The organism is Curtobacterium sp. 260 (assembly GCF_030803485.1).
Taxonomy (GTDB): Bacteria; Actinomycetota; Actinomycetes; order Actinomycetales; family Microbacteriaceae; genus Curtobacterium.
The window spans coordinates 1-23,936 of sequence record NZ_JAURUY010000012.1 but is presented as its reverse complement, the minus strand read 5'-3'; the positions used below and the strand labels follow the sequence as shown (position 1 = coordinate 23,936).

The window sequence follows — 23,936 nt, the reverse complement described above, 5'->3', positions numbered from 1 at the left end:
CCTTTGCCACGGTGGGAGACATGGAAGTGCCCCTCGCCATCTACCGAGCCACCTGCACGAACGACGCCGGACGTTCCGGAGCGACGCTCCGCCGCCGGGCAGCCGACGACGGTCCCGACCGACTCGTGCGCGTCGGACCGAACGCGTTCGTGCGGGGTACGGAGTGGGACGCTGCAGGGCCTCGACGCCGCTACGTGACCCGGGTCTTCGCGAGGCTCGGTCGTCGGAGCGTGGCAGCAGTGGGCTCGCACGTGTCCGCTGCTGCGGTGCACGGGCTGCCGTGGCTCGACGGCTGGCCGGACGACGTGCACCTGACCGTTCCCAAGACCCAGTACCGCAGCGGGACGAAGGGTCTCGTCCTCCACTCCAGACCCGTGCAACCAGGTGACGTGATCGGCCACGCGGGCTTGCGGTTCACGTCCGTCGCGAGGACCGTCGCCGACGTCGCACTGCAGGGAGATGTGCGAACCGTGGTCGTGCTCGCCGACGCGGCACTGCGGCAGGGGCTGCGGAAGGGCGACGTCCACCGCGCTCTGGGCGGGCTCCCCCACCACCGAGGGCGAGCTCTCGCCGCTCGCTCGATCGAGTTCGCCGATCCTCGGTCAGGGTCACCGGCGGAGTCGCTTGCTCGTGTGGTGTTCTGGGAACTCGGGTTGCCGGCCCCGGTCCTGCAGCAACGGTTCGACGTGGACGGGCATCGTCACGAAGTCGACTTCTGGTTCCCGGAGCAAGGGGTGATCGTCGAGGTCGACGGACGGGTGAAGTACTCGCAGGAGCGGTACCGGAACGGAAGGACCGCAGCTCAGGTCATCGTCGACGAGAAACGCCGACACGAGCGGTTGAGTGCCGTGCCGGCCGTCCGCGCGATCGTCCGTCTCGAGTGGCGAGACCTGTGGGACCTCGACGCACTCTCGTTCCGGTTGCGGGCTGCGGGGCTGCCCTGCCGAGCGCGACCGGTCCGCAGCGCGCGCGGTCTGACGATGTGACCAGGACATCCTTCGGCGGGGAGGTCGGGACCGGGAGGCGGTCCAGGGGCCCGCGGTTAGCGTCGCGTCCATGGCTGTCACCGAGATCTGGCTCGTCCGGCACGGCGAGTCGACCGCGAACGTCGCCGCCGCCAGAGCCGAAGCCGAGGGCGCGGACGTCATCAAGGTCGACCACCGCGACGCCGACGTCCCGCTCAGTCCGTTGGGGGAGGAACAGTCCCGAGCGCTCGGGCAGGAGCTCGCCGACCGAGGCGTCGACGACGTCCCGGTCGCCCTCTGGGTCTCGCCGTACCGCCGGGCGCAGCAGACGATCGGCATCGCTCTCGAGGCCGGCGGGCTGACCGAGCCGCCGAAGCGCGTCGACGAGCGGCTGCGCGACCGGGAGCTCGGCGTCCTCGACCTGCTCACCCGTGACGGCGTGCGGAACCGGTACCCGGACGAGGAACGCCGACGACAGTGGCTCGGCAAGTACTACCACCGTCCCGCCGGCGGGGAGTCCTGGGCGGACGTGATGCTCCGCCTCCGCACCGTGCTGATGGACGTCGACCGGCTCGAGGGCACCGAACGACTGCTCGTCGCCGCGCACGAGGCCGTGGTGATGCTCGCCGTCGCCGTCTGCCTCGACCTCGACGAACACGCCCTCATGGAGTTCGCCGAGGACCACACGGTCGCGAACGCCTCCCTGACACGACTGCACCGCGACGGGCCCGGTGCCCCCTGGACGCTCGAGGAGTTCTCCGCGGTGGGGCACCTCGACGACGACGAGGTCACCGAGCACAGCGGCCGGAAGGACGACGCCCGTGTCGACTGACCAGGAGCCTGCAGCACCGCAGCACATCACACCGAACGTCCTCCGCGAGTGGGCGCTGCCCGACCCCGGCGCCGGCAAGTACGGCCGGGGACAGGTCCTCGTCGTCGGCGGCGCTGCCCACACCCCGGGTGCCGCCATGCTGTCGGCGCTCGCCGCACTGCGGGTCGGAGCAGGCCGGCTGTCCCTGGCGGTCGGGTCGAGCGTGGCGAACCAGGTCGCGGTCGCGGTGCCCGAGTCGGGTGTGGTCCCGCTCGCCGAGGACGACGGCGGACACGTCGCCGTCGGTGCGATCGACGCCGTGCTCGACACGGCCGGTGCTGCCGACGCGGTGCTGGTCGGTCCCGGGCTGGACGAACCGGACGGTGCTCGGGACCTCGTCGCGGGCATCGCGGACGCGGTCGGTCCGGACACCTTCGTCGTGCTGGACGCCTTCGCGCTCGGCGTCGCGGTGGACGTCGAGGACCGGCTCAGGCCGTTGCACGGTCGTCTCGTCCTCACGCCGAACAGCGGCGAGGCCGAGCGGCTGCTCGGTCGGGACTGCGGGGACGACGACGTCGCCGACGCCCGGGAGATCGCCGAGCGGTACGGCGCCGTGGTCGCACTGTCCGACGTCATCGCGGCGCCGGACGGCCGTGCCTGGGTGAAGGGCACCGGCTCCGGAGGGCTCGGGACGAGCGGCAGCGGCGACGTGTTGTCGGGTGTGGTGGTCGGATTGCTCGCCCGCGGTGCCGAGCCGGCACAGGCCGTCGCCTGGGCGTCGTACGTGCACGCCGCCGCGGGTGACCGCCTCGCCGTGCAGGTCGGGCCACTGGGCTACCTCGCCAGCGAACTGTTGACCGAGATCCCGCGGGTCCTGGTCGAGCTCGGCGGCTGATCCGTAGCTCGTTCGAGCCCATCGCATCCGACCTGGAAGGCGCAATCGCGCATGGGCAGCGGGAAGTTCCTGCTCCCTACGCGCGGAGCGACCTCCTACGCGCGGAACGACCTCCTACGCGCGGAGCGACCTCCTACGCGCGGAACAGCCTCCTCCGCGCGGAACGGCCGCTCACCCGCCTACCCGCGCAACGCCTCCACGGCCTTGTCGATCCGGCGCTGCCGCGTCTCCGGGGCCTTCGCCGCGAGCACCGGGTCCACGAGTGCCCGCTGCCGTGACGCCGACAGGGTCTCGTACGCCGCACGGACCCCGGCCGCGTCGAACGCCGCCGCCAGGTCGGAGGGCAACTCGACGGTGCGCGGCAGGGTGTCGAGCTCGAGTGTGACCTCGACGGTGTCCCCGGCGCCGATCCCCGCTGCGGTGCGGTGCGCCTCCGACAGCGGCACGAGGAACTGCCCGCCCATCACCCCGACCGTGGACCGGTAGGTGTAGCCGCCGTCGATCGTGACCACCACGGCAGGGCGCTTCCCGGAGCCGAGGGCGTCGATGACCTCCTCGGGGACGGGCAGGCCGGTGGCCGTCTTCCTCGCCTGCAGGACCGTCGTCGTGAACTGCACCCGTGCCTCCCGGCTGTCCGCGGTCGTGACCGCACCCGCGCGGCCGACGCGGCCGACGCGACCGACGCGACCGTGCGTCGTACCGGTCGAGCGCAGGACGCGCGACCGGACGTCGAGCCCGCCGCGATCGACCCTCGCCGGGGACCGTCCCCGGCAGCGAAACCGTACAGCCGTACCCGCTGTTCCGCCACCGTTCACCGCCGCAGCACGACCCCGAAACCGGGCGCGTCCACGATCGTGCCGAAGCCGGACCCCCGGACACCCGAATCCCCACAGCACCCGGAAGGCACACCCCGTGCAGCACACCCGCACCCTGGCCGGCATCGCCCTGGCCGCAGCAGCAGTCGTCACCCTGGCCGGTTGCTCGGCGACGAGCAGCGCGTCGACGTCGAGCGACACCGACTGGAAGACCGCCACGAGCGCCGAGTCGGCCGGCGGAATGGACGCCCTCATCAAGGCCGCGAAGGCCGAGGGGCAGCTCAACGTCATCGCCCTCCCGCCGACCTGGGCGAACTACGGCAAGATCATCGACGGCTTCGAGCAGAAGTACGACATCAAGATCAACTCGGCCAACCCGAACGGCTCCAGCGCCGACGAGGTCGCCGCCGTCAAGTCGCAGCAGGGCCAGTCGACGGCCCCCGACGTGCTCGACCTCGGCAACGCCGTGATGCAGCAGAACCTCGACCTGCTCACCGACTACAAGGTGGCGAACTGGTCGGACATCCCGGACACGCTCAAGGACGCGGACGGCAAGTGGACCCGCGACTACACGGGCCTCATGTCGATCGGGTACGACTCGTCGAAGATCACGGAGGCCCCGAAGGACCTGGACGACCTGCTCGGCAGCGAGTACAAGGGCAAGGTCTCGATCGCGGGCGACCCGACGCAGGCGAACCAGGCGGCGTCCGCGGTGTACCTCGCCGCGCTCGAGAACGGCGGGTCGGCGGACGACATCACGAAGGGCGTCGACTACTTCGGCAAGCTGCAGCAGGCCGGCAACTTCCAGAACGTGCTGCCCACGCAGGCGACGGTCGCCTCGGGGGAGACGCCCGTCGTGATCCAGTGGTCGTACAACAACCTCGCCTGGGGCCCGGCGGCCGGGTCGAGCGGCAACCAGGACTGGAAGACGGTCGTCCCCGAGGGGCAGGCGCTCGGCTCGTACTACTCGCAGGCGATCAACAAGGACGCACCGCACCCCGCGGCGGCACGCCTGTGGCAGGAGTACATCGCGAGCCCCGACGCCCAGAACCTGTACCTGCAGGCCGGCGCCTTCCCGTCGACCCTCGCGGCGATGGAGCAGTCGGGCAAGGTCGACGAGGACGCCCTGCAGGCCGCAGGCGGGATGCCGAAGGACTACGTCGAGCTGACCGACGCGCAGGTCACCGACGCGGCGAAGGTCCTCGCCGCGAAGTGGTCCGCCACGATGGGGTCCTGAGCAGCATGACGACCGCATCGGCGCCGGGCGGCAGCGCGTTCATCCCGGGCGCGAGCACGGGCGTGAGCACGGGCACGGGCGTGGGCGTGGGCGTGGGCGCTGGCGCGGGCACGGGTACGGGTACGGGCGCGGGCACGGCAGTCCCGGTCCCCGCCGCCACCAGCGCGGCAGCGGCCCCCGTCGCGTCGTCCGGCGCCGATGCGGCCACCGCCGCCCGTCGCACCGGGACCCGGGCCCGCCGCCGCCCCGGCCTCGCCTGGCTCGGCCTCACCCCGTTCGCCGCGTACGTCCTGCTCTTCCTGGCCGTCCCCGCCGTGATCGCGGTCGGCAGCGGGTTCTCCACCGGCGACGGGCGGTTCACGCTCGCGAACCTCGCAGCGCTCCGTGACCCGTCCGTCCTCCGCGCGTTCGCCGGTTCGTTCGGCCTGTCCGCGGTCTCGGCCGTGATCGGCGCCGTCGTCGGTGCCCTGGTCTGCTGGGCGCTCGCCGCGCTCCGGCCCGACGGGCTCGTCCGCTCGATGATCGACTCCGCCGCCAGCGTCCTCGCACAGTTCGGCGGCGTGATGCTCGCGTTCGCGTTCATCGCCACGATCGGCGCGCAGGGACTGGTCACCACCTGGCTGGTGTCGGCCTTCGGTCTCGACCTCAACGCGAACGGGACCCTCCTGTACACCGTCCCCGGTCTCGTGATCCCGTACGTCTACTTTCAGGTGCCGCTCATGGTCCTCACGTTCATGCCCGCCCTCGAGGGCGTCAAGCCCCAGTGGGGCGAGGCCGCCGCCACCCTCGGCGCCTCGCGCGCGACCTCCTGGCGGCGCATCGCCCTGCCCGTGCTCGCGCCGGCGTTCTGGGGGTCGCTGCTCCTGCTCTTCGCGAACGCGTTCTCGTCGTTCGCCACCGCGGCGGCACTCATCTCGCAGGGCGGCATCGTGCCGCTGACGATCCGCGCGCAGCTCACCAGCGAGACGATCATCGGTCTGCAGAACGTCGCGGGTGTGCTCGCCCTCGGCATGGTCGTGGTCATGGCGGTCGTGATGGGCGCCTACTCGCTGCTCCAGCGTCGCGCTGCGCGGTGGCAGCGGTGACCGCCGTCCCCTCGGTCCGCCCCGTGGCCGCCGCATCCCGGCCTGGAGGCCCCACCCGCATCGGCCGCTTCGGCGTCGCTCCGTCCCGGGGCACCGCCGTCGCCGTGCTCGCCCTGGTCGGACTCGTCGTCGCCGTGCCGTTGGTCGCCCTGGCACAGTTCACGTTCCGCCAGGGCACCGACGGGGCGCTCACGCTCGACCACTACGCCGCGATCGTCGACCCCGCGAACGCGTCCACCTACCAGCCGGTGTTCGACGGCCTCGCGTCGTCCCTGCTCATCGCGGTGATCACCGTCGCGATCGTGCTGCTCGTGCTCCTGCCCGCCCAGATCGTCACCGCGCTCCGCTACCCCCGCCTGCGCCGCGTGCTCGAGTTCGTCTGCCTGGTGCCGATCACGGTGCCCGTCGTCGTGCTCGTCGTCGGCTTCATCCCCGTGTACCAGGTCGTCGCGCAGGTGTTCGGCTCCGGCGCGTGGACCCTGGCCTTCGCGATCGGCATCGTGTCGCTGCCGTTCGCGTTCCGCCCGATCGCCGCGGCGCTGACCTCGGTCGACGTCACGGTGCTGTCCGAGGCCGCGCGCTCGCTCGGCGCCTCGTGGTGGACCGTGACGTGGCGGATCCTGCTGCCGAACCTCCGCCGCGGCATCACCGCCGCGTGCTTCCTGACCGTCACGGTCGTCCTCGGCGAGTACACCCTCGCTTCGTTCCTGTCCCGCACCACGTTCCAGACCGCGCTCGTGCTCGTGCAGCAGACCGACCCGTACGTGGCCGCGATCTTCTCGCTCGCCGCACTGCTGTTCGGCTTCGTGCTGCTCGTCGTCATCGGCCGGGTCGGCGCGGGCCGCCGGCGCACCCCGAAGGAGTCCACATGACCGTCACCGCTCCCGCCGCCCCGGCGTCGCTGTCCACCGAGGGGGCGACCGTCGAGCTCGAGGCGGTCGAGAAGCACTACGGCTCCCACCGTGCGCTCGCCGGCCTGTCGCTCCGCATCGAGCCCGGCGAGTTCGTCTCGCTGCTCGGACCGTCCGGCTGTGGCAAGACCACCGCGCTGCGTGCGCTCGCCGGTCTCGAGGCGATCGACGCCGGCGCGATCCGCATCGACGGGGTGGACGTCGCCGCGGTGCCGGTCGAGCGGCGCGACATCGGCATGGTGTTCCAGCAGTACTCGCTCTTCCCGCACATGACGGTGCGGCAGAACGTGTCGTTCGGCCTCGAGATGCGGAAGGTCGCCGCCCCAGCACGTCGCGAGCGCGTCATCGAGGCGCTCGACATGGTGCACCTCGCCGGCCTCGCCGACCGGTTCCCGCACCAGCTCTCCGGCGGGCAGCAGCAGCGGGTGGCCCTCGCCCGTGCCCTCGTCACCCGCCCGCGCGTGCTCCTGCTCGACGAGCCGCTGTCCGCGCTCGACGCGAAGGTGCGGGTGTCCCTGCGTGACGAGATCCGCCGCATCCAGAGCGACCTCGGCATCACGACCGTCTTCGTCACCCACGACCAGGAGGAGGCACTCGCCGTCTCCGACCGCATCGCGGTGATGAACGCCGGCGGCATCGAGCAGGTCGGGACGCCCGAGGAGCTCTACCGACACCCCGTCTCGGCGTTCACCGCGGACTTCGTCGGGCAGTCGAACCGCCTGCGTGGCGACCTGCGCAGCGGCGACGTGTTCGTCTACGGCTTCCGCGTCCCGGCGCTCGCAGCGGACACCGCGGACGGTCCGGTGCTCGCCTACGTCCGCCCCGAGGACGTCGCCTTCGCCGCCGAGGGCGTCACCGGCACCGTCGTCACGTCGAGCTTCCTCGGGTCGATCCGGCGCACGACGGTCCGGCTCGATGACGACACGGTCGTGACGGTGCAGCACGAGGTCGGCGACCGCCGCGTGGCCGGTGACGCCGTGGCCCTGCGGCTGCTCGGCGCCCCGGCCGCGGTCGCCCCGCTCGCGTAGCGACCCCGTGCTCGGACCGTCCCGCCGAGACCCGGGCTGAGCGACGGATCGCGGGCCGCGCCGCCCGAGATCCGTCGCTGGACGCGAGACCCGGCCCCGGCCGGGGCGACCAGGTGCCGGTCTGGAGGCGCGGGGCGGGCCCGCACCGTGCCTCCAGACCGGCGGCGGGTCAGCGCTCGAAGCGCGCGGCCGGCTCGTCGGACAGGCCCGCCCGGACCCGCTCCAGCATGTCCGCAGACATCTCCGGCAGTGCGTCGAGCCGCGCCCAGAACGCCTCGGTGTTCTCGCCGTCCGCGGGGGCGGGCGTGCCGGACACGTACCGGCACGCGAAGACCAGGTCGAGGTACTGCGCCCGGTCACCGTTCGGGTAGGTCATCTCGGGCAGGACGTGCACCCAGGTCAGGCGCTCGGCGACCGCGACGACGTCGGCCTCCTCGAGGACCTCGCGCTCTGCGGCGACCGCGGGTTCCTCACCCGGGTCGACGATCCCCGTCACCGGCGTCAGCGCGCCGTTGTCCGCGCGCCGGACGACGAGCAGTTCGCGGTCGGGGCCCTCGCCGCGCGTGACGACGGCGGTGATGCCCGTCATCCACAGCGGATCGTTGCCGACCTTCTCGCGCAGGGACAGGACGAAGTCAGGGGTGGGCATGCCCCCACGCTACCGACCACCCCTGTCGGCGACTGGTCATGACCAGTAGGGTGAGGGCGTGGAGATCATCATCCTGCCGACGCCGGCCGAGGTCGGTCGTGTCGCTGCCGCCAAGATCGCCTCGGTCGTCGCCGAGAAGCCGTCCGCCGTCGTGGGTCTCGCCACCGGGTCGAGCCCGCAGGGCATCTACGCCGACCTGCGTCGTCGGGTCGAGGCGGGCGAGGTGTCCTTCGCCGCGGCCCGCGGGTTCGCCCTCGACGAGTACGTCGGGATCCCGCTCGAGCACCCGGAGTCGTACGCATCGGTCATCGCCCGCGACGTCGTGGAGCCGCTCGGGTTCGACCCCTCGCGGGTGCGGGTTCCGGACGGCCGCGCCGGGGACCTGGCGTTCGCGGCGAAGGAGTACGACGCTGCGATCCGCGCCGCCGGCGGGGTCGACGTGCAGATCCTCGGGATCGGCGCGAACGGGCACATCGGGTTCAACGAGCCGACGTCGTCGTTCGCGTCCCGCACCCGCATCAAGACCCTCGCACCGTCCACGCGCGAGGCCAACGCCCGCTTCTTCGACTCGCTCGATCAGGTGCCGACGCACTGCATGACGCAGGGGCTCGGCACGATCCTCGAGGCGCGTGAGCTCGTCCTCGTCGCGCAGGGCTCGGCGAAGGCCGACGCCGTGGCCGCCGCGGTCGAGGGGCCGCTGTCGTCGTTCGTGCCCGGGTCGGCGTTGCAGCTGCACGAGCACGCGACCGTCGTGGTGGACGAGGAGGCCGCAGCCGGGCTCCGTCTGGCGGACTACTACCGGTACACGTACGCCAACAAGCCGGAGTGGCAACGCTTCGAGTGACGCCTGCCGAGCGGGATCAGCAGGCGGACGCCAGGCGCGCCAGCCCCTCGCGCAGGGTCTCCTCGGAGCAGCCGAAGTTGAGCCGGGCGTGGCCGATGCCCGGCTGCCCGAAGTCGCGACCGTTCGTCAGCGCGACCTTTGCCCGGTCGACCAGTTGCAGGGCGGGATCGTCGCCCCACGGCAGGGCCCGCAGGTCGAGCCAGGCCAGGTAGGACGCCTGCGGCTGCCGGTACCCAGCACCGGGCAGGGCCGAGCCGAGCTCCTCGGCGAGCACACGGCGGTTGCCGGCCAGCTCGGCGAGCAGCGACGCGAGCCACGGCTCCCCGTCACGGAAGGCGGCGACGCTCGCGGTGTACCCGAGGATCCCGGTGCGCTCGACGACCTCGACGGGCAGCCCGTCGAACCAGCCGCGCGCGCGCTCGGACGCCCCGACCATCAGCGCGCACTTCGTCCCGGCCAGGTTCCACGCCTTGCTCGCGCTCGTCAGGGCGACGCCGTGCTCCACCGCCTCGGGTCCGCAGGTGAGGAACGGGGTGAACACCGCGTCCGCGTGCACGAGCGGGGCGTGGATCTCGTCGGAGACGACGACGGCGTCCCACTCCGCGGCGAGCCGGGCGAGTGCCACCAGGTCGTCGCGATCGTGCACGAGCCCGAGGGGGTTGTGCGGGTTGCAGAGCAGCACCGTCCGGGCGCCGCCGGCGAAGGCTCGCTCGACCCCGGCGAGGTCCATCCGCCACCCGGCCGTGGTGTCGAACGGGTCGGGTTCGCCGTCCGGGGCGAGCAGCGGCACCTCGGTCACGGTGCCGCCGGCCTCGCGGACGTACTCCCAGAACGGCGGGTAGACGGGCGGCATGACGACGACCTGGTCGCCGGGGTCGATGACCCGGCGGAGCACCTCGACCGCCGCGACCGACACGTCCGTCGTGGTCCGGACGAGGTCGGGGTCGACGTCCCATCCCCACCGGCGGTCGGCGAAGTCGGCGAAGACCTCGGGCAGCACCCGGGTGTGCCCGACGTACCCGGTGTCCCCGTTCCGGACGGCGCGCTCGAGGGCCTCGCGCACCGGCTCGGCGGGGACCGAGTCCATCTCGGCGACGAACATCGGCAGGACCTCGGGCGGGTACGCGGTGTACTTCTCGCTCGTGCGGGTGCGCTGCGCATCGAACACCGAGATCATGACGCTCATGCGGCCATCCTGACAGCGCCGGTCGCGGACGTCACGCGACCGACGTGCCGAGCAGCTCCTCGGACAGCTCCCACACGCGTCGGGCGTCCTCGGCACTGCGGAGCGGCTTCCACAGCGGCGTCCGTCCGGGCGCTCCGCCGACACCGCCGGCACCCGTCGGACCCACGAACCCGCCGTCCCGCACGGCCGGGTCGGTGGCTGCGACGAGCGCCGGTAACCCGGCGGTCCTCGGGGTCCCGACGAGCAGGCCCCGAGCGGACAACCAGCGGATCACCCGGACCTGCGGGGTGTCCCCGCTCCGGCCGAGCTCCGGGCGCGCGGCGAGCAGGCTCGTCGGCGCGACGCCCGGGTGCGCGAGGTTGCTCGTGATGCCCCATCCGCGGTCGGCGCTCCGTCGGGCGAGCTCGAGCCCGAACAGGCCGAACGCGATCTTCGACTGCCGGTACGCGCGCATCCCGTCGTAGCTCCGCTCCCAGTTCGGGTCCTCCCAGTGCACGGCGCCGCTGCGCGCGACGATGCTGATCTGCGACGTGACGTGGCCGCACGCCGAACGGAGCAGCGGCAGGAGTCCGCGGACGAGTGCGACGTGTCCGAGGTGGTTCGTGCCGAGCTGCAGCTCGAAGCCGTCGGCCGTGGTCTGCCGCTCGGGTGGGGTCATGACCCCGGCGTTGCCCACGAGCAGGCCGACCGGCTGACCGGCAGACCGCATCGACTCCGCGAACGCGTCCACCGAGGCGAGGGACGACAGGTCCATCGCGCCGAGCTGCACGTCGGCGTCCGGGTGCTCGCGGAGCACCCGGATGCGTGCGGCCTCGCCCTTGCTCGGGTTGCGCACGGGGAGCACGACCGTGGCGCCGGCGCCCGCGAGTGCCGTCGCGATGCCCAGGCCGATGCCGTCGCTCGCACCGGTGACGACGGCGCGGGTGCCGTCCAGTCGCGGCAGGGTGATGTCGATGGGTCGTGTCGGCACGGTGGTCTCCTCGGGATCGTCGCCCGTCGTCGGGCTGGTGCCAGCCTGCGTCGGCGGCGGGACCGCAGCCAGGACCTGACGGACCGTGGCTGCGGAGGACGCGGACCGGCGAGGATGGGCCCGTGATCGATCGACCGGCGCTCGGCGCCTTCCTCCGCGGACGCCGGGAGGCCCTGCAACCGTCCGACGTCGGCCTCCCGCCGGGACAGCGGCGCCGGACCTCCGGGCTGCGCCGCGAGGAGGTCGCGGCGGTCTGCCACATGTCCCCGGACTACTACGCCCGGCTCGAACGGGGCACCGGTCCGCAGCCCTCCGAGCAGATGGTCGCCGCGATCGCGCAGGGGCTCCACCTGAGCCGGGCGGAACGCGACCACGTCTTCCGCCTCGCCGGGCACCGACCGCCGGAGTCCGGCGCGGGCTCGGACCACGTGGGCCCGGGCATGATGCGCATCTTCGACCGCCTGGTGGACACCCCGGCCGAGGTCGTCACGGAACTCGGCGAGACGCTCCTGCAGACGCCGCTCGCCGCCGCACTGTTCGGGGACGCGAGCCAGCGGCAGGGGCCGTCGCGCTCGATCGGCTGGCGCTGGTTCACCGAACCGGGTGCGCGGGACCTCTTCCCGCCGGAGGACCGCGACACCACCGCGCGGCTGTACGTGTCGTCACTGCGTGAGGTCGCGACCCGGCGCGGTCCCGGGTCCCGGGCAGCGCGGCTCGCGGACGAGCTCCTGCAACGCTCCGACGAGTTCCGGACGCTGTGGGACCGGCAGGAGGTCGGCCTCGTCCCGGGGACCGTCAAGCGCTACGACCACCCGGAGGTCGGCCGACTCGAGCTGCACTGCCAGGTGCTCCTCGACCCGGAGCAGGCGCACGTGCTGCTCGTCTACACCGCCGTCCCCGGGACCGAGAGCCACGACCGACTCCGGCTGCTGTCCGTCGTCGCGGCCTGACACCGTCGCCGGATCGTGACCTCCCGTCCGCGATCGATCGGTGACGATGGACGCATGCGTCGGGGGACGAGGGAACTCGCCACAGCATCGGCCGTGCTGGTGCTCGTGACGACCGGGTGCGCCGTCATCGGGCCGACGGCGTGCACGGCGATCGGCTGGACCGACACCGTCGCCGTCGAGGTCCTGGGTTCGGCGGACCCGGCGTCCGGCGTCGCGGGCGTCGTCGTCTGCCAGGGCCCGGACTGCACGCCCGGTGTGCCGCCCGAACCAGCCATGCCGACCGCCTCTGGGGAAGCCACACCGGGCGCGCCAGCGGTCGGGACACTGCCGGACGGCACGGCGCCGACGGCAGTGCTCCCCATGGTCGAACGCGACGGCGACGTGTGGTCCGTGCCGACCTCGTCGGACACCGCGGGACGCGGGCGCGTGGCGGTCCTCGGCGCGGACGGCCGGGTGCTCGTCGAGCGCGAGGTCCGCTTCACGTGGGTGCGGCACGGCGGGTCCGAGCAGTGCGGTGGGCCCTCGACCGCCGAGGTCGTCGTCCGGCTGCCCTGACCGTCGGGTATCCGTGACCCACCCGACTCCCGAACTCGACCGGTAGAAGTGGGGGACCGCATCCGACGCACGAAGGAGTGCCCCATGCCGGACCGCCACGGACCGCTCGACCCGGAGTCGCTCCCGGAGCCGGTCGACGTCAGCGACAACACCGAGGCGCTGCGTGCAGTGCACGAGGTCGTCGCCGCCGGACCCTTCGACGCGACGTGGGAGTCCCTGGCGGCCTACGAGCCTCCACGCTGGTACGAGGACGCGAAGTTCGGGGTCTTCCTGCACTGGGGCGTGTACTCCGTCCCGGCGTTCGGCAACGAGTGGTACTCCCGCGAGATGTACCGGCAGGGCACCGAGGCCTTCGACCACCACGTCGCGACCCACGGCGAGCACCGCGACTTCGGGTACAAGGACTTCATCCCGTCGTTCACGATGGAGCACTTCGATCCGGCCGCGTGGGCAGCGCTGTTCCGTCGTGCGGGTGCGCAGTTCGTCGTGCCCGTCGCTGAGCACCACGACGGGTTCGCGATGTACGACACGGACCGGTCCCGCTGGAGTGCCGCACGGATGGGGCCACGGCGCGACGTCTTCGGCGACCTCTCCCGAGCGGTCGACGAGGCCTGGATGGTCCGCGGTGCCTCGTCGCACCGTGCCGAGCACTGGTTCTTCATGAACGGCGGTGCCCGGTTCGACTCCGACGTGCTCGACCCGCGGTGGTCGGACTTCTACGGTCCCGCGCAGCGCGAGGAGACGGCTCCGAACGAGCGGTTCCTCGAGGACTGGCTCCTGCGCACCGTCGAGGTCATCGAGAAGTACCGACCGCAGGTGCTCTGGTTCGACTGGTGGATCGAGCAACCGGCGTTCGCCCCGGTGCTGCAGACCCTCGCCGCGTACTACTACAACCGGGCGGCCGAGTGGGGACGCGAGGTCGTCATCAACTACAAGTGGGGAGCCTTCGCGCCCGGCACCGCGGTGTACGACATCGAGCGCGGAGCCGTGGCGGGCACCGAGTCGACCGTGTGGCAGAACGACACGTCGGTGTCACGGACCTCCTGGTGCTGGGTCGAGGGGCACGAGTACAAGAGCGTGCGCGAACTCGTCGCCGAGCTCGTCGACGTCGTCGCGAAGCGCGGGGTCCTGCTGCTCAACGTCGGCCCGAAGCCGGACGGCACGATCCCGGTCGAGGAGCAGCGCCTGCTCGAGGGCATCGGGCACTGGCTCGGCCTGCACGGCGAGGCGATCTACGGCACCCGGCCCTGGACCGTACCGTCCGAGGGACCGACCGCGGTGACCGCCGGGTCGTTCGTCGACGCTGCCGCTCCGGCGTACACGGCGGAGGACGTCCGGTACACCGTGCGGCACGACGTCACGGGCGACTCCCTCTACGCGGTCCTGCTCGCCCAGCCCGACGACGGCGTCGTACGACTGCGGTCGCTCGGGTCGGCGTCGGCGCTGCTCACCCGCACGATCAGCGACGTCGCGGTGCTCGGCTCCGGGACCGTCACGCGGTGGGACCGGACCCCGGACGCCCTCGAGGTGGAGGTCAGCGGCTCCACGACCGAGGACAGCGGACCCGTGCTGCGGATCCGCTTCGCGCCGGAGACGGAGCAGCCCCGCCAGGACTACCTGCACCAGTGACCGTCCGGCGGGAGCGCGTGGACGAGGTCATGCGCCGGCGGTGTCGGGGTGCATCCAGAACGGCGACCAGTGGTACCCGTCCGGGTCGTCGAACTGCCGCTGGTACATGAACGGGTACTCGTCCGTGTCCCCGATCCGCCCGCCGGCAGCGCGGGCACGCTCGACCAGCTCGTCGACGGCCTGTCGGCTGTCGAGGTCGAACGAGAGCGCGACCTTCGACGGGGTGCCCGGTCCACCCACCAGGTCCTCCGTGCCGCCGACGCTCGCGTAGGCCTCGCGGCTGCTGAGCATCAGGTACTGGTCGGTCCCGAACACGACGCACGCGACGTCGTCCCGCGACATCCGCGGGTCGATGGTCCACCCGAGGGCCCTGTAGAACGCGGTGGCGCGCTCGACGCTCTCGACCGGGCAGGAGACGTAGAGAGCCATGCGGAGATGGTCCCGCCGCGCGCCGCCCGGGTCAAGACCTGGGGGACACCAGATCCCGACCGGCGCCCCACACCCGCTGCACCTCGAGCGCGGGGGAGAACGCCACGAGGTCCGCGGCGTACCCGGGCGCGACCCGGCCCAGCCGGTCCCCGAGCCCGAGCGCCGCTGCCGGCACGCTCGTCAGCGCCGCGACCGCCTCGGGCAGCGACGCTCCGGCGGCCGACACGGCGAGCCGCAGCGCCGCGTCCTGCGTCAGCGTCGAGCCCGCGATCGTGTCCGTCCCGGCGACGCGCGCGACGCCGTCCACCACGTCCACCGTCAGCGACCCGAGCGCGTAGGAGCCGTCGGGCGACCCGGCCGCGGCCATCGCGTCGGTGATCAGTGCGACGCGCCCCGGCGCCGCACGGAGCAGCACGCGGGCGACGGCGGGGTGCACGTGCACACCGTCGAGGATGAGTTCGAGCGTCACGCGGTCGTCCTCGGTCGCCGCGGCGATCGGACCCGGCGCCCGGTGGTGCAACCCCGGCATGGCGTTGCACGCGTGGGTGAGCACGGTGGCACCGGCGTCGAAGGCCGCCCGGGCCTGGTCGTACGAGCAGACGGTGTGTCCGACGGCGACGGTGACCCCGGCGTCGACGAAGCGGCGGACGGCGTCCAGCGCTCCCGGCAGCTCGGGTGCGATCGTGACCTGCCGCAGGACCCCGGCACCCGCGTCGAGCAGGGCGTCCACGGCCGCCGGCGACGGATCGACCAGGTGGGCGGCGTTGTGGGCGCCCTTGTTGTCGGGGGAGAGGAACGGCCCCTCCAGGTGCGCGCCGAGCACGAGCGGGTCCGTCGCGGCGACGGTGCGGATGCGCTCGAGCGACGTCGCGAGCGCTGCCGAGGGGTTCGCGACGAGGGACAGGACCGAACGGGTCGTCCCGTGCGCCCGGTGCACGGCGAGCGCCGCGTCGAAGGTGTCGTCCTCGTAGGCCGCGCCGCCACCACCGTGCCCGTGCAGGTCGATGAACCCGGGCGTCAGGACGGCGTCGCCGAGGTCGACGACCTCGGCGGACGAGGCGGCGGTCGGCAGGTCGGCGCCGGAGCCGACCGCCTCGATCACCGCACCGGCGAGCAGGACCCAGCCGTCGGCCGTGGAACCGGCCTCGTCGACCAGGCGACCGGCTCGGACCAGCGTGCGCCGCGCCTCCAGACCGGAGCCGGAGCCGGAGCCGGAACCGGAGCCGGAGCCGAGGCCGGACACCGACGCGGGCCCGGAGCTCACGCCGTCTCCCGCCGGAACGCGACCACGCCGGAGAGCGCCGCGACCAGCACGAAGACCAACCCGACCACCGGGTGCCCGAGCGACACCCAGGCGCCGCCGGCCGCGATCACCAGCGCGGTCTCGACGACCACCTTGCCCACCACGTCGGTGTCGATCGGCGAGCGCGGCGAACGGAAGAGGAACCAGACGACCGCGGCGAACAGCGGTGCCCCGACCATGAACAGCACCCCCGGGAACGGGAACGGCCACGCGAGGTAGCCCCAGTACGCCAGTGACAGCAGCCCGAACGCGCACACCAGCACGCGCAGCACCGTCCAGCCGGAGACGGAGGCCCGGCGGCGTGCGGGTGCCGGATCGGTGGGCGGCGGGACGTCGCCCCAGTCGACGGGACTCTGCGGTGCGTTCGTCATGCGGTGCCTACCTGAAGATGATCGTGCGGGCGCCGTCGAGGAGGACGCGGTCCTCCGCGATCCAGCGGACCGCCTGCGTCAGCGTCCGGGACTCCTCGTCCTGGCCGATCGAGACCAGCTCGGCGGGCTCCTTCGTGTGGTCGACCCGGACGACGTTCTGCTCGATGATCGGGCCCTCGTCGAGGTCGCTCGTCACGAAGTGCGCCGTCGCACCGATGAGCTTGACGCCGCGCGCGTGCGCCTGCCGGTACGGGTTGGCGCCCTTGAAGCCGGGCAGGAACGAGTGGTGGATGTTGACGGCGCGGCCCTCGAGCGCGGCGCAGAGCTCCGGCGACAGGATCTGCATGTAGCGGGCGAGGACGACGAGTTCGATGTCGTGCTCCTCGACGGCCTCGAGGATCCGCTGCTCCATCGCCCGCTTCGCGTCCGCGTCGGTGACCGGTCGGTGCTCGAACGGCACGGAGTAGAACGCCGCCAGCCCGGACAGGTCGGCGTGGTTCGACAGCACGAGGGGGACCTCGATCGGCAGCTGTCCACCGCGCTGCCGGTAGAGCAGGTCGTTCAGGCAGTGCCCGGCCTTCGACACGAGCACCAGGGTCCGCATCGGACGCCCGACCACGTCGAGCTGGACCCGCATGCCGTAGCGCTCGACGACGGGGGCGAGGGCCTGCTCGAACGTCCCGCGGTCGACCGGCGCCATCACCTGCAGGCGCATGAAGAACGAGTTCGTGTCGGCGCTCGAGAACTGCTGCGACTCGGTGATGTTGCCGTTGGCCGCGACCACGGCTCCGGAGACGGCGTGCACGATCCCGGGCTGGTCGTCGCAGACGAGCGTGAGGGTCCAGTGCGTGGGGTTCGGGGCGGTCACGGAGATCAGGGTACCGGGGCGCTCCGGCGCTCCGGCGCTCCGGCGCTCCGGCGCTCCGGCGGTCCGGCCTTCCGGCCGCCCGGTCCGACGTTCCGGTGCTCCGGCCGGGAGGCCCGTGGTGCGCCCGCCGCGGGACCGCCTGGAGACTCGGCGCGGCTCCCGGCGGGGCAGCGCGGGTCGGTCTGGAGGCCCGGTTCGGCTCCGGCACCGTCGGCACACGGCCCGGCAGGTCGTGTGGTTCAGGTCCGCCCAACGGGGAGCACGTCGCGCCACGCGATCACGTGGCGCGACGTGCTCCCGGTTGTGCGGACGCACGCCGTGCCGCCGTGCCGCGACCCGCGACCCGCGGCCCCCGGCCGCCGCCGCTCCGGCCGCCGCCACGTCAGCGCCGGTCCGCCCGCGCCAGCGCCCGGTCGGCGAGCGTCAGCACGCTGAGCAGCACGCCGACGCCGAGCATCACCCACGCGAGCACGTGCAGGTCCGGGGTGGTCGGGGCCTGGCCGAACACCCCGCCGATCAGCGAGGACGCCGCGATCGCGCCGATGTAGATGCTCGTGCGCGACAGTCCGGCGGCAGTACCGATGTACTCCGAGGGCACCACCGTGTACAGCGCTGCCTGGTTCGACACCGACGCCAGCGCCTGGGGCACCCCGAACAGCGCCGGCACGACGAGCAGCAGCACGAGCGGCGACCCGGCGTGCAGCAGGAGCAGGAGCCCGGCGCCGACCAGGGGGACGAGCGCCGCGACGACGAGCGGCCGGCGGACGGCGGTGCGTCGGGCGACCATGAACGACACCACCCCGGCGACGACGGCTGCCGGGAGCTGCAGGTACCCGGCGATGTCGCTCGGGTAGCCCGCGACGTCCTGCACCCACTGCGAGAACCCGTACGTCATCGTGTAGGCGAGCAGGTAGGTCAGGAACAGCCGCGCGTAGGTGCGGGACAGCGCGCCGTTCCGGACGAGCAGGCGGACGTCGACGAAGGGCTTCGTCGCGCGCAGCTCCCAGAGCACGAGCGCCACGAGCAGCACGACGGCGACCGCGAGCAGCCACCAGAGTCCGGCGCCGAGGTCGAGCAGGAACACCAGGAGCGCCGACACCGTGCCGGTCATGAGCACCATGCCGAGCGGGTCGAGCGCGGTCCGGACCGGCACCTCCTCGGCGTCACGGGGTCGGAGCCGGTCGGACGGCAGCCACATCGCGGCGACGACGAGGCCGAACACGGCGAGCGGGACGTTCACCAGGAAGATCGCGTGCCAGCCGAACGCCGCGATCAGTGCGCCGCCGAGAGGCGGTCCGGCCGCAGCGGAGACCAGCGAGGTGATCGAGAGCGCCCCGAGCACGAGCGGCGGTGTCGGCTTCCCGATCCTGGCGGAGTGCTGCCGCAGGGTGGTGAGGGCGGCCGGGTACGCCGACGACGTCCCGATCCCGATCAGCACCCGTGCGGCGACGGCCCCGCCGAACCCGGTCAGCACCTCGGGCACGACGCCGGCGACGCCGACGATCACGAGTCCGGTGAGGAAGACCTTCTTCGGGCCGAACCGGTCGGCGAGCTTGCCCATCGTCGGCTGCGCGACCGCGCTCGCCAGGTAGAGCGCGGCGACGAGCCAGATCGCCTGCGAGGCACCGATGCCGAGGTCGCGGGAGATCGGCGCGAGGGCGACGGACACCATCGTCGTGTTGATCGGGTTGAGCAGCGGACCGACCAGGACGGGGACGAGGAGCTTCGGGCCGAAGCCGCTGCCACCGGTGGTGCCGGCGTCGGGGACGGTCGGGACGGGGGAGGTCGACGTGGACGTGGTGGGCTTCTTCCTGGGGTCAGTCGTCGGTGAGCGGCGTGAGGATCGCGAGGGCGCGCGCGACCGTCACCCGGTCCTCGTCGGGCAGCGCGGCGAGACGGTCCGCGAGCACCCGGGTCCGGGTGGTCCACGCGTCGGCGCGGGCTCGGGAGCCCGTCTCCGTGGCCCGGACGAGCGTGCGGCGGCCGTCCGTCGGGTCGGGGCGACGCTCGGCGAGCCCGAGGTCGACGAGGGCCTGCACGGTCGCGCCCATCGACTGCGGGCGGACCCCCTCGGCGCGCGCGAGGTCGGCGACGGTGCTCTCGCCGTGGCGCAGGAGCCGACCGAGCGCGGCGGTCTGGGACGCGGTGACCTCGTCGGCCTTCCCGGCGAGCAGCGTGCGGCGGATGCGACCGTGCAGGGTCAGCAGGTCGTCTGCGAGCGTGTCGATCGGTTCCACGGTGGAACAGTACGACTGAACAGGGCGCCTTGCAAGGTTGCCTTCTGATCAGATGGTGCCGACCCCTCATTGCTCGCCCAGATGCGCGGCCACCGCGGCCACCGCGACCATCGCGACCACCGCGACCACCGTGACCACCGCGACCAGCTGACGGGCCGGTACTGACGAGGCGGGACGTGCGCCGCGCCTCCCGGCCGTCCCGTCAGCGGGTGGTGAGGGTCGTGACGAGGTGTTCCTGCACGTACCCGATCCAGTCGTAGACGTCGCGCAGGCCGAGGCCGGCGTCCCCGGAGGACGAGGCCTCCTCCGACGCGGCGTCGGTGATGCCGAGCCGCTCCGCGATCGTCAGCCGCAGGTCGGTGAGGCACCGGAGCCAGGCCTGCTCGTCCGGCGGGGTCATCGCGCCGTCCCGCGCACCGGTCAGCCAGTCGTGCACGACGCCCGCGTTCGCGGTCTTCTGGGTGAGCAGGTCCGCATGCGTCCAACGGCGGAACTCGTCGCTCGCCTCGGTGTCCGACGGGTAGGCGTCCGGGAACATCCGCGCGGCGACGGGGTCGGACGCGAGGTCACCGCCGAGCACCTGCTGCAGCTGTTCGGTGAGCGACGTGAGGACGGCGCGCTCGCCCTCGGACATGGCGAGGTGCACACCGTCCTGGCGCCGGCTGAAGGGGATCACGCGTCCGGTCCCGCCGCGCGGTCGACGGTGGCCTGCAGGCCGTAGCCGTGCATGGCCTCGACGTGGCGCTCCATGGCCTCGCGGGCGCCGGTCGCGACGATCGCCCGGCCGTCGTCGTGCACCTGGCGCATGAGTCGCTCGGCCCGGGCGTGCGAGAAGCCGAAGTAGCTCTGGAAGACGTAGGTGACGTAGGACATCAGGTTCACCGGGTCGTCCCAGACCACGGTGACCCACGGCACGTCGAGGCGCGCGGCGAGGTCGGTGCGCTCCTCGACGTCGGGGCTGATCAGCGTCATGCGTCGACGGGGATGCTCGGGTGCATGTCCCCAAGGGTGACACGAACGTGCGCGCTCGGTACGATCGACGGGTCGCGACTGGCGTTGGATGGGTCACCATCGGGGAGCGACACCTGACACGGAGCGCGGCCGTACGCCTGGGCCGCGCCCACCCGTCCACCTCGTCGCGTCCGCGCGGCGACTCAGACAACGAGGAGTCCCGTGTCCATCACCGATCTGACGCCTGCCACCGCGCAGTCCACGTTCAACGCCCCGCTCGCCGAGGTCGACCCCGAGATCGCCGCCGTGCTGCAGAACGAGCTCGGCCGCCAGCGCGACACCCTCGAGATGATCGCGTCCGAGAACTTCGTCCCGCGCGCCGTCCTCGAGTCACAGGGCTCCGTCCTGACGAACAAGTACGCCGAGGGCTACCCGGGCAAGCGCTACTACGGCGGCTGCGAGTTCGTCGACGTCGCCGAGCAGCTCGCCATCGACCGGGCGAAGGCCCTGTTCGGTGCCGCCTACGCGAACGTGCAGCCGCACTCCGGCGCGAGCGCGAACGCCGCGGTGCTGCACGCCATCGCCTCGGCCGGGGACACGATCCTCGGCCTCGAGCTCGCCCACGGCGGTCACCTGACGCACGGCATGAAGCTCAACTTCTCCGGCCGCATCTACAACGCGGTGTCCTACGGCGTCGACCCGGAGACGTTCGAGGTCGACTACGACGACATCCGTGCGAAGGCCATCGAGCACCAGCCGAAGGTCCTCATCGCCGGCTGGTCGGCGTACCCCCGCCAGCTCGACTTCGCGAAGTTCCGCGAGATCGCGGACGAGGTCGGCGCGACGCTCTGGGTGGACATGGCGCACTTCGCCGGGCTCGTCGCCGCGGGCCTGCACCCGTCGCCCCTGCCGCACGCCCACGTCGTGTCGTCGACGGTGCACAAGACGCTCGCCGGTCCCCGCTCGGGCATCATCCTGTCCAACGAGGAGTCGCTCTTCAAGAAGCTGAACTCCGCGGTGTTCCCGGGCCAGCAGGGCGGTCCGCTCATGCACGTGATCGCCGCGAAGGCCACCGCGTTCCTGCTCGCCGGCCAGCCGGAGTTCAAGGACCGTCAGGAGCGCACGCTGCGCGGTGCTCGTCTGCTGGCGGACCGGCTCACGCAGCCCGACGCGAAGGCCGCCGGCATCGACGTCCTCACCGGTGGCACCGACGTGCACCTGGTGCTCGTCGACCTCCGTGCGTCCGAGGTCGACGGCAAGCAGGCCGAGGACCTGCTGCACGAGGTCGGCATCACCGTGAACCGCAACTCCGTCCCCTTCGACCCGCGCCCGCCGATGGTCACCTCCGGTGTCCGCATCGGCACCCCGGCGCTGGCGACCCGCGGCTTCGGCGACGCCGAGTTCACCGAGGTGGCCGACATCATCGCGCTGACGCTCATGCCGAACCCGGACATCGCAGCGCTCTCGGCACGGGTGAAGGCCCTGACCGACGCGTTCCCCCTGTACGCGTGAGCGCCGCGCTCCCACGTGAGCGCTGGGCGGGGGAGGGCAGTGCCGTCCGCATCGACGGCACCGCCCTCGCCGCGCGCACGCTCGACGACCTGAAGGTCCGCATCGACCGCCTGCACGACCACGGGTTCCGGCCCGGGCTCGGCACGATCATGGTCGGCGCGAACCCGGGGTCGGTGTCGTACGTCGCCGGCAAGCACAAGGACTCGGCACAGATCGGGCTCGACTCGGTCCGCATCGACCTCCCGGAGACCGCTTCGGCTGCCGACATCCGCGCCGCGATCCTGCAGATGAACGACGACCCCCGGGTCACCGCGTTCATCGTGCAGCTCCCGCTGCCGCAGGGCATCGACCCGATCCCGATGCTCGAGCTGATGAACCCGGCGAAGGACGCCGACGGCCTGCACCCGACGAACCTCGGTGAGCTCGTGCTCGCCGTGCCCGGTGGGGCCGGCACGATCGACGCCCCGCTGCCGTGCACCCCGCGGGGCATCGTCGCGATGCTCGAGGCCTACGACGTCCCGATCCGCGGGCAGCACGTGACGATCATCGGGCAGGGCCTGACGGTCGGTCGTCCGCTCGGCCTGCTGCTCACCCGGCTCGAGGCGACCGCCACCCTCACGCACTCGCTGACCGAGGACGTCGCCGCCGAGTGCCGTCGCGCCGACATCATCGTCGCCGCGGCCGGGGTCGCCGGGCTCGTGCAGCCGGACTGGGTCAAGCCGGGTGCTGCGGTCATCGACGTCGGCATCAGCCGCGTCGTCTCCCCGGATACGGGCAAGGCGAAGCTGCGCGGCGACGTCGACCCCGCCGTGGCGTCCGTCGCCGGGTTCCTGTCGCCCACGCCCGGCGGGGTCGGGCCGATGACCCGCGCGATGCTCATGAAGAACGTCGTCGAGGCCGCCGAGCGCCACCTGCGGTAGCGCGAGCCCGGTCGACCGAGACTCGGCCAGGCGGACACTTCCGTCCCCTGTGCAGGACGAAACTGTCCGCTCGGCCGAGTCTCGGTGTGCGGCTTCGGACGGGAGGCGCGGATCACCCCCGCCACGCGCCTCCCGCGGTGCTACGGTCACGCCATGGGGGACGAACGACAGCTGACCGAACCGGTGCTGCGCCCGCGGCCCGAGCCGTCGCAGCTCACGAAGGACGCCCGCTGGCTGGTCCTCATCGTGGTGCTCTGCATCCTGTTCCAGCAGCCCGGCTCGAGCTGGAGCACGACCTTCGTCCACGCCGGGCAGGAGTTCGACTTCCGGTCGTCGCCGGCCCTCGGGACGACGCTCCTGACCGTCGGCATCGCCCTCGTCGGGTTCGCCGTCGCGGTCGCCCGCCGAGGCGCGAGCCGGTTCGACGAGCACACCGTGATGGGACTCACCCTCGCCGGCGTGCTCGGCGTCACCGTGGCGGTGTGGCTGCTCATGCCCGTGCAGACGGCGTGGGTGCAGTGGGCCGTCGAGCACGGTCGGACGCACCCGTTCGTGCTCGGGAACGTCGTCGAGACGACGCGGTACGCCGACTACGGAGGCTGACCGGCGGGCCGCTGACCGCTGACCGCTGACCGCTGACCGGCGGGCCGGTCGCTCGTGGCCGTGCAGCGCTCGCTGCAGACCGTCCTGCTCCCGCACAACGAGAAGCGGGGGGGGGGGGGGGGGGGGGGGGGGGGGCGCCGGGGGGGGGGGGGGGGGGGGGGGGGCGCCGCCGGGGCGGGGGGGGGCGGCGGGGGGGCGGGGCGGTGCGGGGG

Annotated in this window: 26 protein-coding genes and 1 riboswitch; of the genes, 14 read left to right on the top strand and 12 right to left on the bottom strand. The window is 72.9% G+C overall.

Features of this window, described 5'->3' with window-relative positions; genetic code table 11:
• Nucleotides 1-20: 20 nt before the first annotated feature.
• The 3 genes from J2X59_RS12915 to J2X59_RS12905 all read left to right on the top strand — a co-directional run bounded on the left by J2X59_RS12915 (nucleotide 21) and on the right by J2X59_RS12905 (nucleotide 2,671).
• Nucleotides 21-986, top strand: coding sequence for a hypothetical protein (locus J2X59_RS12915; RefSeq protein WP_326496954.1), 966 nt, complete (start codon nucleotides 21-23; stop codon nucleotides 984-986).
• 70 nt (nucleotides 987-1,056) lie between these two features.
• Nucleotides 1,057-1,797, top strand: coding sequence for a histidine phosphatase family protein (locus tag J2X59_RS12910; protein WP_326496953.1), 741 nt, complete (start codon nucleotides 1,057-1,059; stop codon nucleotides 1,795-1,797).
• Entirely contained in the window at nucleotides 1,787-2,671 is an 885-nt protein-coding gene (locus tag J2X59_RS12905; protein WP_326496952.1) for an NAD(P)H-hydrate dehydratase, read from the top strand. The genes J2X59_RS12910 and J2X59_RS12905 overlap by 11 nt, the downstream gene beginning before the upstream one ends.
• A gap of 179 nt (nucleotides 2,672-2,850) precedes the next feature.
• Here J2X59_RS12905 and J2X59_RS12900 read toward each other — a convergent pair whose 3' ends face one another.
• A complete protein-coding gene (locus tag J2X59_RS12900) occupies nucleotides 2,851-3,288 on the bottom strand; it encodes a YdeI/OmpD-associated family protein (protein WP_271826393.1) in 438 nt (145 codons plus the stop codon).
• A 295-nt stretch (nucleotides 3,289-3,583) separates the two neighbouring features.
• Between J2X59_RS12900 and J2X59_RS12895 the strand changes: the two genes are divergently transcribed.
• Genes J2X59_RS12895 through J2X59_RS12880 form a run of 4 tightly spaced genes read left to right on the top strand, consistent with a single transcriptional unit; the run spans nucleotide 3,584 to nucleotide 7,747 of the window.
• A complete protein-coding gene (locus tag J2X59_RS12895) occupies nucleotides 3,584-4,723 on the top strand; it encodes an ABC transporter substrate-binding protein (protein WP_326496951.1) in 1,140 nt (379 codons plus the stop codon).
• 5 nt (nucleotides 4,724-4,728) lie between these two features.
• Nucleotides 4,729-5,808, top strand: coding sequence for an ABC transporter permease (locus J2X59_RS12890; RefSeq protein ID WP_326496950.1), 1,080 nt, complete (start codon nucleotides 4,729-4,731; stop codon nucleotides 5,806-5,808).
• Between the two features lie 23 nt (nucleotides 5,809-5,831).
• Nucleotides 5,832-6,680, top strand: coding sequence for an ABC transporter permease (locus tag J2X59_RS12885; RefSeq protein ID WP_307810447.1), 849 nt, complete (start codon nucleotides 5,832-5,834; stop codon nucleotides 6,678-6,680).
• Nucleotides 6,677-7,747, top strand: a complete 1,071-nt coding sequence (locus tag J2X59_RS12880) for an ABC transporter ATP-binding protein (RefSeq protein ID WP_251155236.1) — start codon at nucleotides 6,677-6,679, stop codon at nucleotides 7,745-7,747. Before J2X59_RS12885 ends, J2X59_RS12880 begins: the two co-directional genes overlap by 4 nt.
• Nucleotides 7,748-7,916: 169 nt before the next feature.
• On the opposite strand, the gene J2X59_RS12875 is transcribed toward J2X59_RS12880, so the two are convergent.
• Nucleotides 7,917-8,396 carry an NUDIX hydrolase gene (locus J2X59_RS12875; protein WP_066656787.1) on the bottom strand — a complete coding sequence of 160 codons (480 nt, stop codon included), beginning with the start codon at nucleotides 8,394-8,396 and terminating at the stop codon, nucleotides 7,917-7,919.
• A 58-nt stretch (nucleotides 8,397-8,454) separates the two neighbouring features.
• Here J2X59_RS12875 and nagB point away from each other — a divergent pair, with 58 nt between their 5' ends.
• Entirely contained in the window at nucleotides 8,455-9,240 is a 786-nt protein-coding gene (gene nagB, locus J2X59_RS12870; RefSeq protein WP_326496949.1) for a glucosamine-6-phosphate deaminase, read from the top strand.
• A gap of 16 nt (nucleotides 9,241-9,256) precedes the next feature.
• On the opposite strand, the gene J2X59_RS12865 is transcribed toward nagB, so the two are convergent.
• A complete protein-coding gene (locus J2X59_RS12865; RefSeq protein WP_326496948.1) occupies nucleotides 9,257-10,426 on the bottom strand; it encodes a MalY/PatB family protein in 1,170 nt (389 codons plus the stop codon).
• 31 nt (nucleotides 10,427-10,457) lie between these two features.
• Nucleotides 10,458-11,396 (bottom strand): SDR family oxidoreductase, encoded by a 939-nt coding sequence (locus J2X59_RS12860; RefSeq protein WP_326496947.1) that lies wholly within the window; start codon nucleotides 11,394-11,396, stop codon nucleotides 10,458-10,460.
• Nucleotides 11,397-11,518: 122 nt separating this feature from the next.
• Between J2X59_RS12860 and J2X59_RS12855 the strand changes: the two genes are divergently transcribed.
• The 3 genes from J2X59_RS12855 to J2X59_RS12845 all read left to right on the top strand — a co-directional run bounded on the left by J2X59_RS12855 (nucleotide 11,519) and on the right by J2X59_RS12845 (nucleotide 14,530).
• Nucleotides 11,519-12,346, top strand: a complete 828-nt coding sequence (locus J2X59_RS12855) for a helix-turn-helix transcriptional regulator (RefSeq protein WP_209685366.1) — start codon at nucleotides 11,519-11,521, stop codon at nucleotides 12,344-12,346.
• A gap of 54 nt (nucleotides 12,347-12,400) precedes the next feature.
• Nucleotides 12,401-12,901 carry a hypothetical protein gene (locus J2X59_RS12850; protein ID WP_326496946.1) on the top strand — a complete coding sequence of 167 codons (501 nt, stop codon included), beginning with the start codon at nucleotides 12,401-12,403 and terminating at the stop codon, nucleotides 12,899-12,901.
• 84 nt (nucleotides 12,902-12,985) lie between these two features.
• Complete coding sequence (locus J2X59_RS12845) at nucleotides 12,986-14,530, top strand: alpha-L-fucosidase (RefSeq protein WP_326496945.1); 1,545 nt, start codon at nucleotides 12,986-12,988, stop codon at nucleotides 14,528-14,530.
• Nucleotides 14,531-14,557: 27 nt separating this feature from the next.
• On the opposite strand, the gene J2X59_RS12840 is transcribed toward J2X59_RS12845, so the two are convergent.
• The 8 genes from J2X59_RS12840 to clpS all read right to left on the bottom strand — a co-directional run bounded on the left by J2X59_RS12840 (nucleotide 14,558) and on the right by clpS (nucleotide 20,710).
• Nucleotides 14,558-14,959, bottom strand: a complete 402-nt coding sequence (locus J2X59_RS12840; RefSeq protein ID WP_326496944.1) for a VOC family protein — start codon at nucleotides 14,957-14,959, stop codon at nucleotides 14,558-14,560.
• 31 nt (nucleotides 14,960-14,990) lie between these two features.
• On the bottom strand, nucleotides 14,991-16,151 hold the full coding sequence (nagA, locus tag J2X59_RS12835; protein ID WP_442781437.1) for an N-acetylglucosamine-6-phosphate deacetylase: 1,161 nt from the start codon (nucleotides 16,149-16,151) through the stop codon (nucleotides 14,991-14,993).
• A 68-nt stretch (nucleotides 16,152-16,219) separates the two neighbouring features.
• Nucleotides 16,220-16,633, bottom strand: a complete 414-nt coding sequence (locus J2X59_RS12830) for a YrdB family protein (RefSeq protein ID WP_066656768.1) — start codon at nucleotides 16,631-16,633, stop codon at nucleotides 16,220-16,222.
• 7 nt (nucleotides 16,634-16,640) lie between these two features.
• Nucleotides 16,641-17,501, bottom strand: a complete 861-nt coding sequence (purU, locus tag J2X59_RS12825) for a formyltetrahydrofolate deformylase (RefSeq protein WP_400340691.1) — start codon at nucleotides 17,499-17,501, stop codon at nucleotides 16,641-16,643.
• Nucleotides 17,502-17,883: 382 nt separating this feature from the next.
• The gene (locus tag J2X59_RS12820; RefSeq protein ID WP_326496989.1) at nucleotides 17,884-19,197 is read right to left on the bottom strand and encodes an MFS transporter; all 1,314 of its coding nucleotides are present in this window, start codon (nucleotides 19,195-19,197) and stop codon (nucleotides 17,884-17,886) included.
• A 121-nt stretch (nucleotides 19,198-19,318) separates the two neighbouring features.
• Nucleotides 19,319-19,738 carry a MarR family winged helix-turn-helix transcriptional regulator gene (locus J2X59_RS12815; RefSeq protein WP_209685378.1) on the bottom strand — a complete coding sequence of 140 codons (420 nt, stop codon included), beginning with the start codon at nucleotides 19,736-19,738 and terminating at the stop codon, nucleotides 19,319-19,321.
• A gap of 202 nt (nucleotides 19,739-19,940) precedes the next feature.
• The gene (locus J2X59_RS12810) at nucleotides 19,941-20,414 is read right to left on the bottom strand and encodes a DUF2017 family protein (RefSeq protein WP_326496942.1); all 474 of its coding nucleotides are present in this window, start codon (nucleotides 20,412-20,414) and stop codon (nucleotides 19,941-19,943) included.
• On the bottom strand, nucleotides 20,411-20,710 hold the full coding sequence (gene clpS / locus J2X59_RS12805; protein ID WP_066656757.1) for an ATP-dependent Clp protease adapter ClpS: 300 nt from the start codon (nucleotides 20,708-20,710) through the stop codon (nucleotides 20,411-20,413). The genes J2X59_RS12810 and clpS overlap by 4 nt, the downstream gene beginning before the upstream one ends.
• A 64-nt stretch (nucleotides 20,711-20,774) precedes the next feature.
• Nucleotides 20,775-20,860, top strand: a riboswitch (ZMP/ZTP riboswitch).
• A 51-nt stretch (nucleotides 20,861-20,911) separates the two neighbouring features.
• Here clpS and glyA point away from each other — a divergent pair.
• The 3 genes from glyA to J2X59_RS12790 all read left to right on the top strand — a co-directional run bounded on the left by glyA (nucleotide 20,912) and on the right by J2X59_RS12790 (nucleotide 23,724).
• Nucleotides 20,912-22,201: a serine hydroxymethyltransferase gene (gene glyA / locus J2X59_RS12800; protein WP_374109584.1), complete on the top strand. Its 1,290-nt coding sequence runs from the start codon at nucleotides 20,912-20,914 to the stop codon at nucleotides 22,199-22,201.
• Nucleotides 22,198-23,121, top strand: coding sequence for a tetrahydrofolate dehydrogenase/cyclohydrolase catalytic domain-containing protein (locus J2X59_RS12795; protein ID WP_326496941.1), 924 nt, complete (start codon nucleotides 22,198-22,200; stop codon nucleotides 23,119-23,121). Before glyA ends, J2X59_RS12795 begins: the two co-directional genes overlap by 4 nt.
• A 153-nt stretch (nucleotides 23,122-23,274) precedes the next feature.
• Entirely contained in the window at nucleotides 23,275-23,724 is a 450-nt protein-coding gene (locus J2X59_RS12790; RefSeq protein WP_066656753.1) for a hypothetical protein, read from the top strand.
• Nucleotides 23,725-23,936 lie beyond the last annotated feature (212 nt).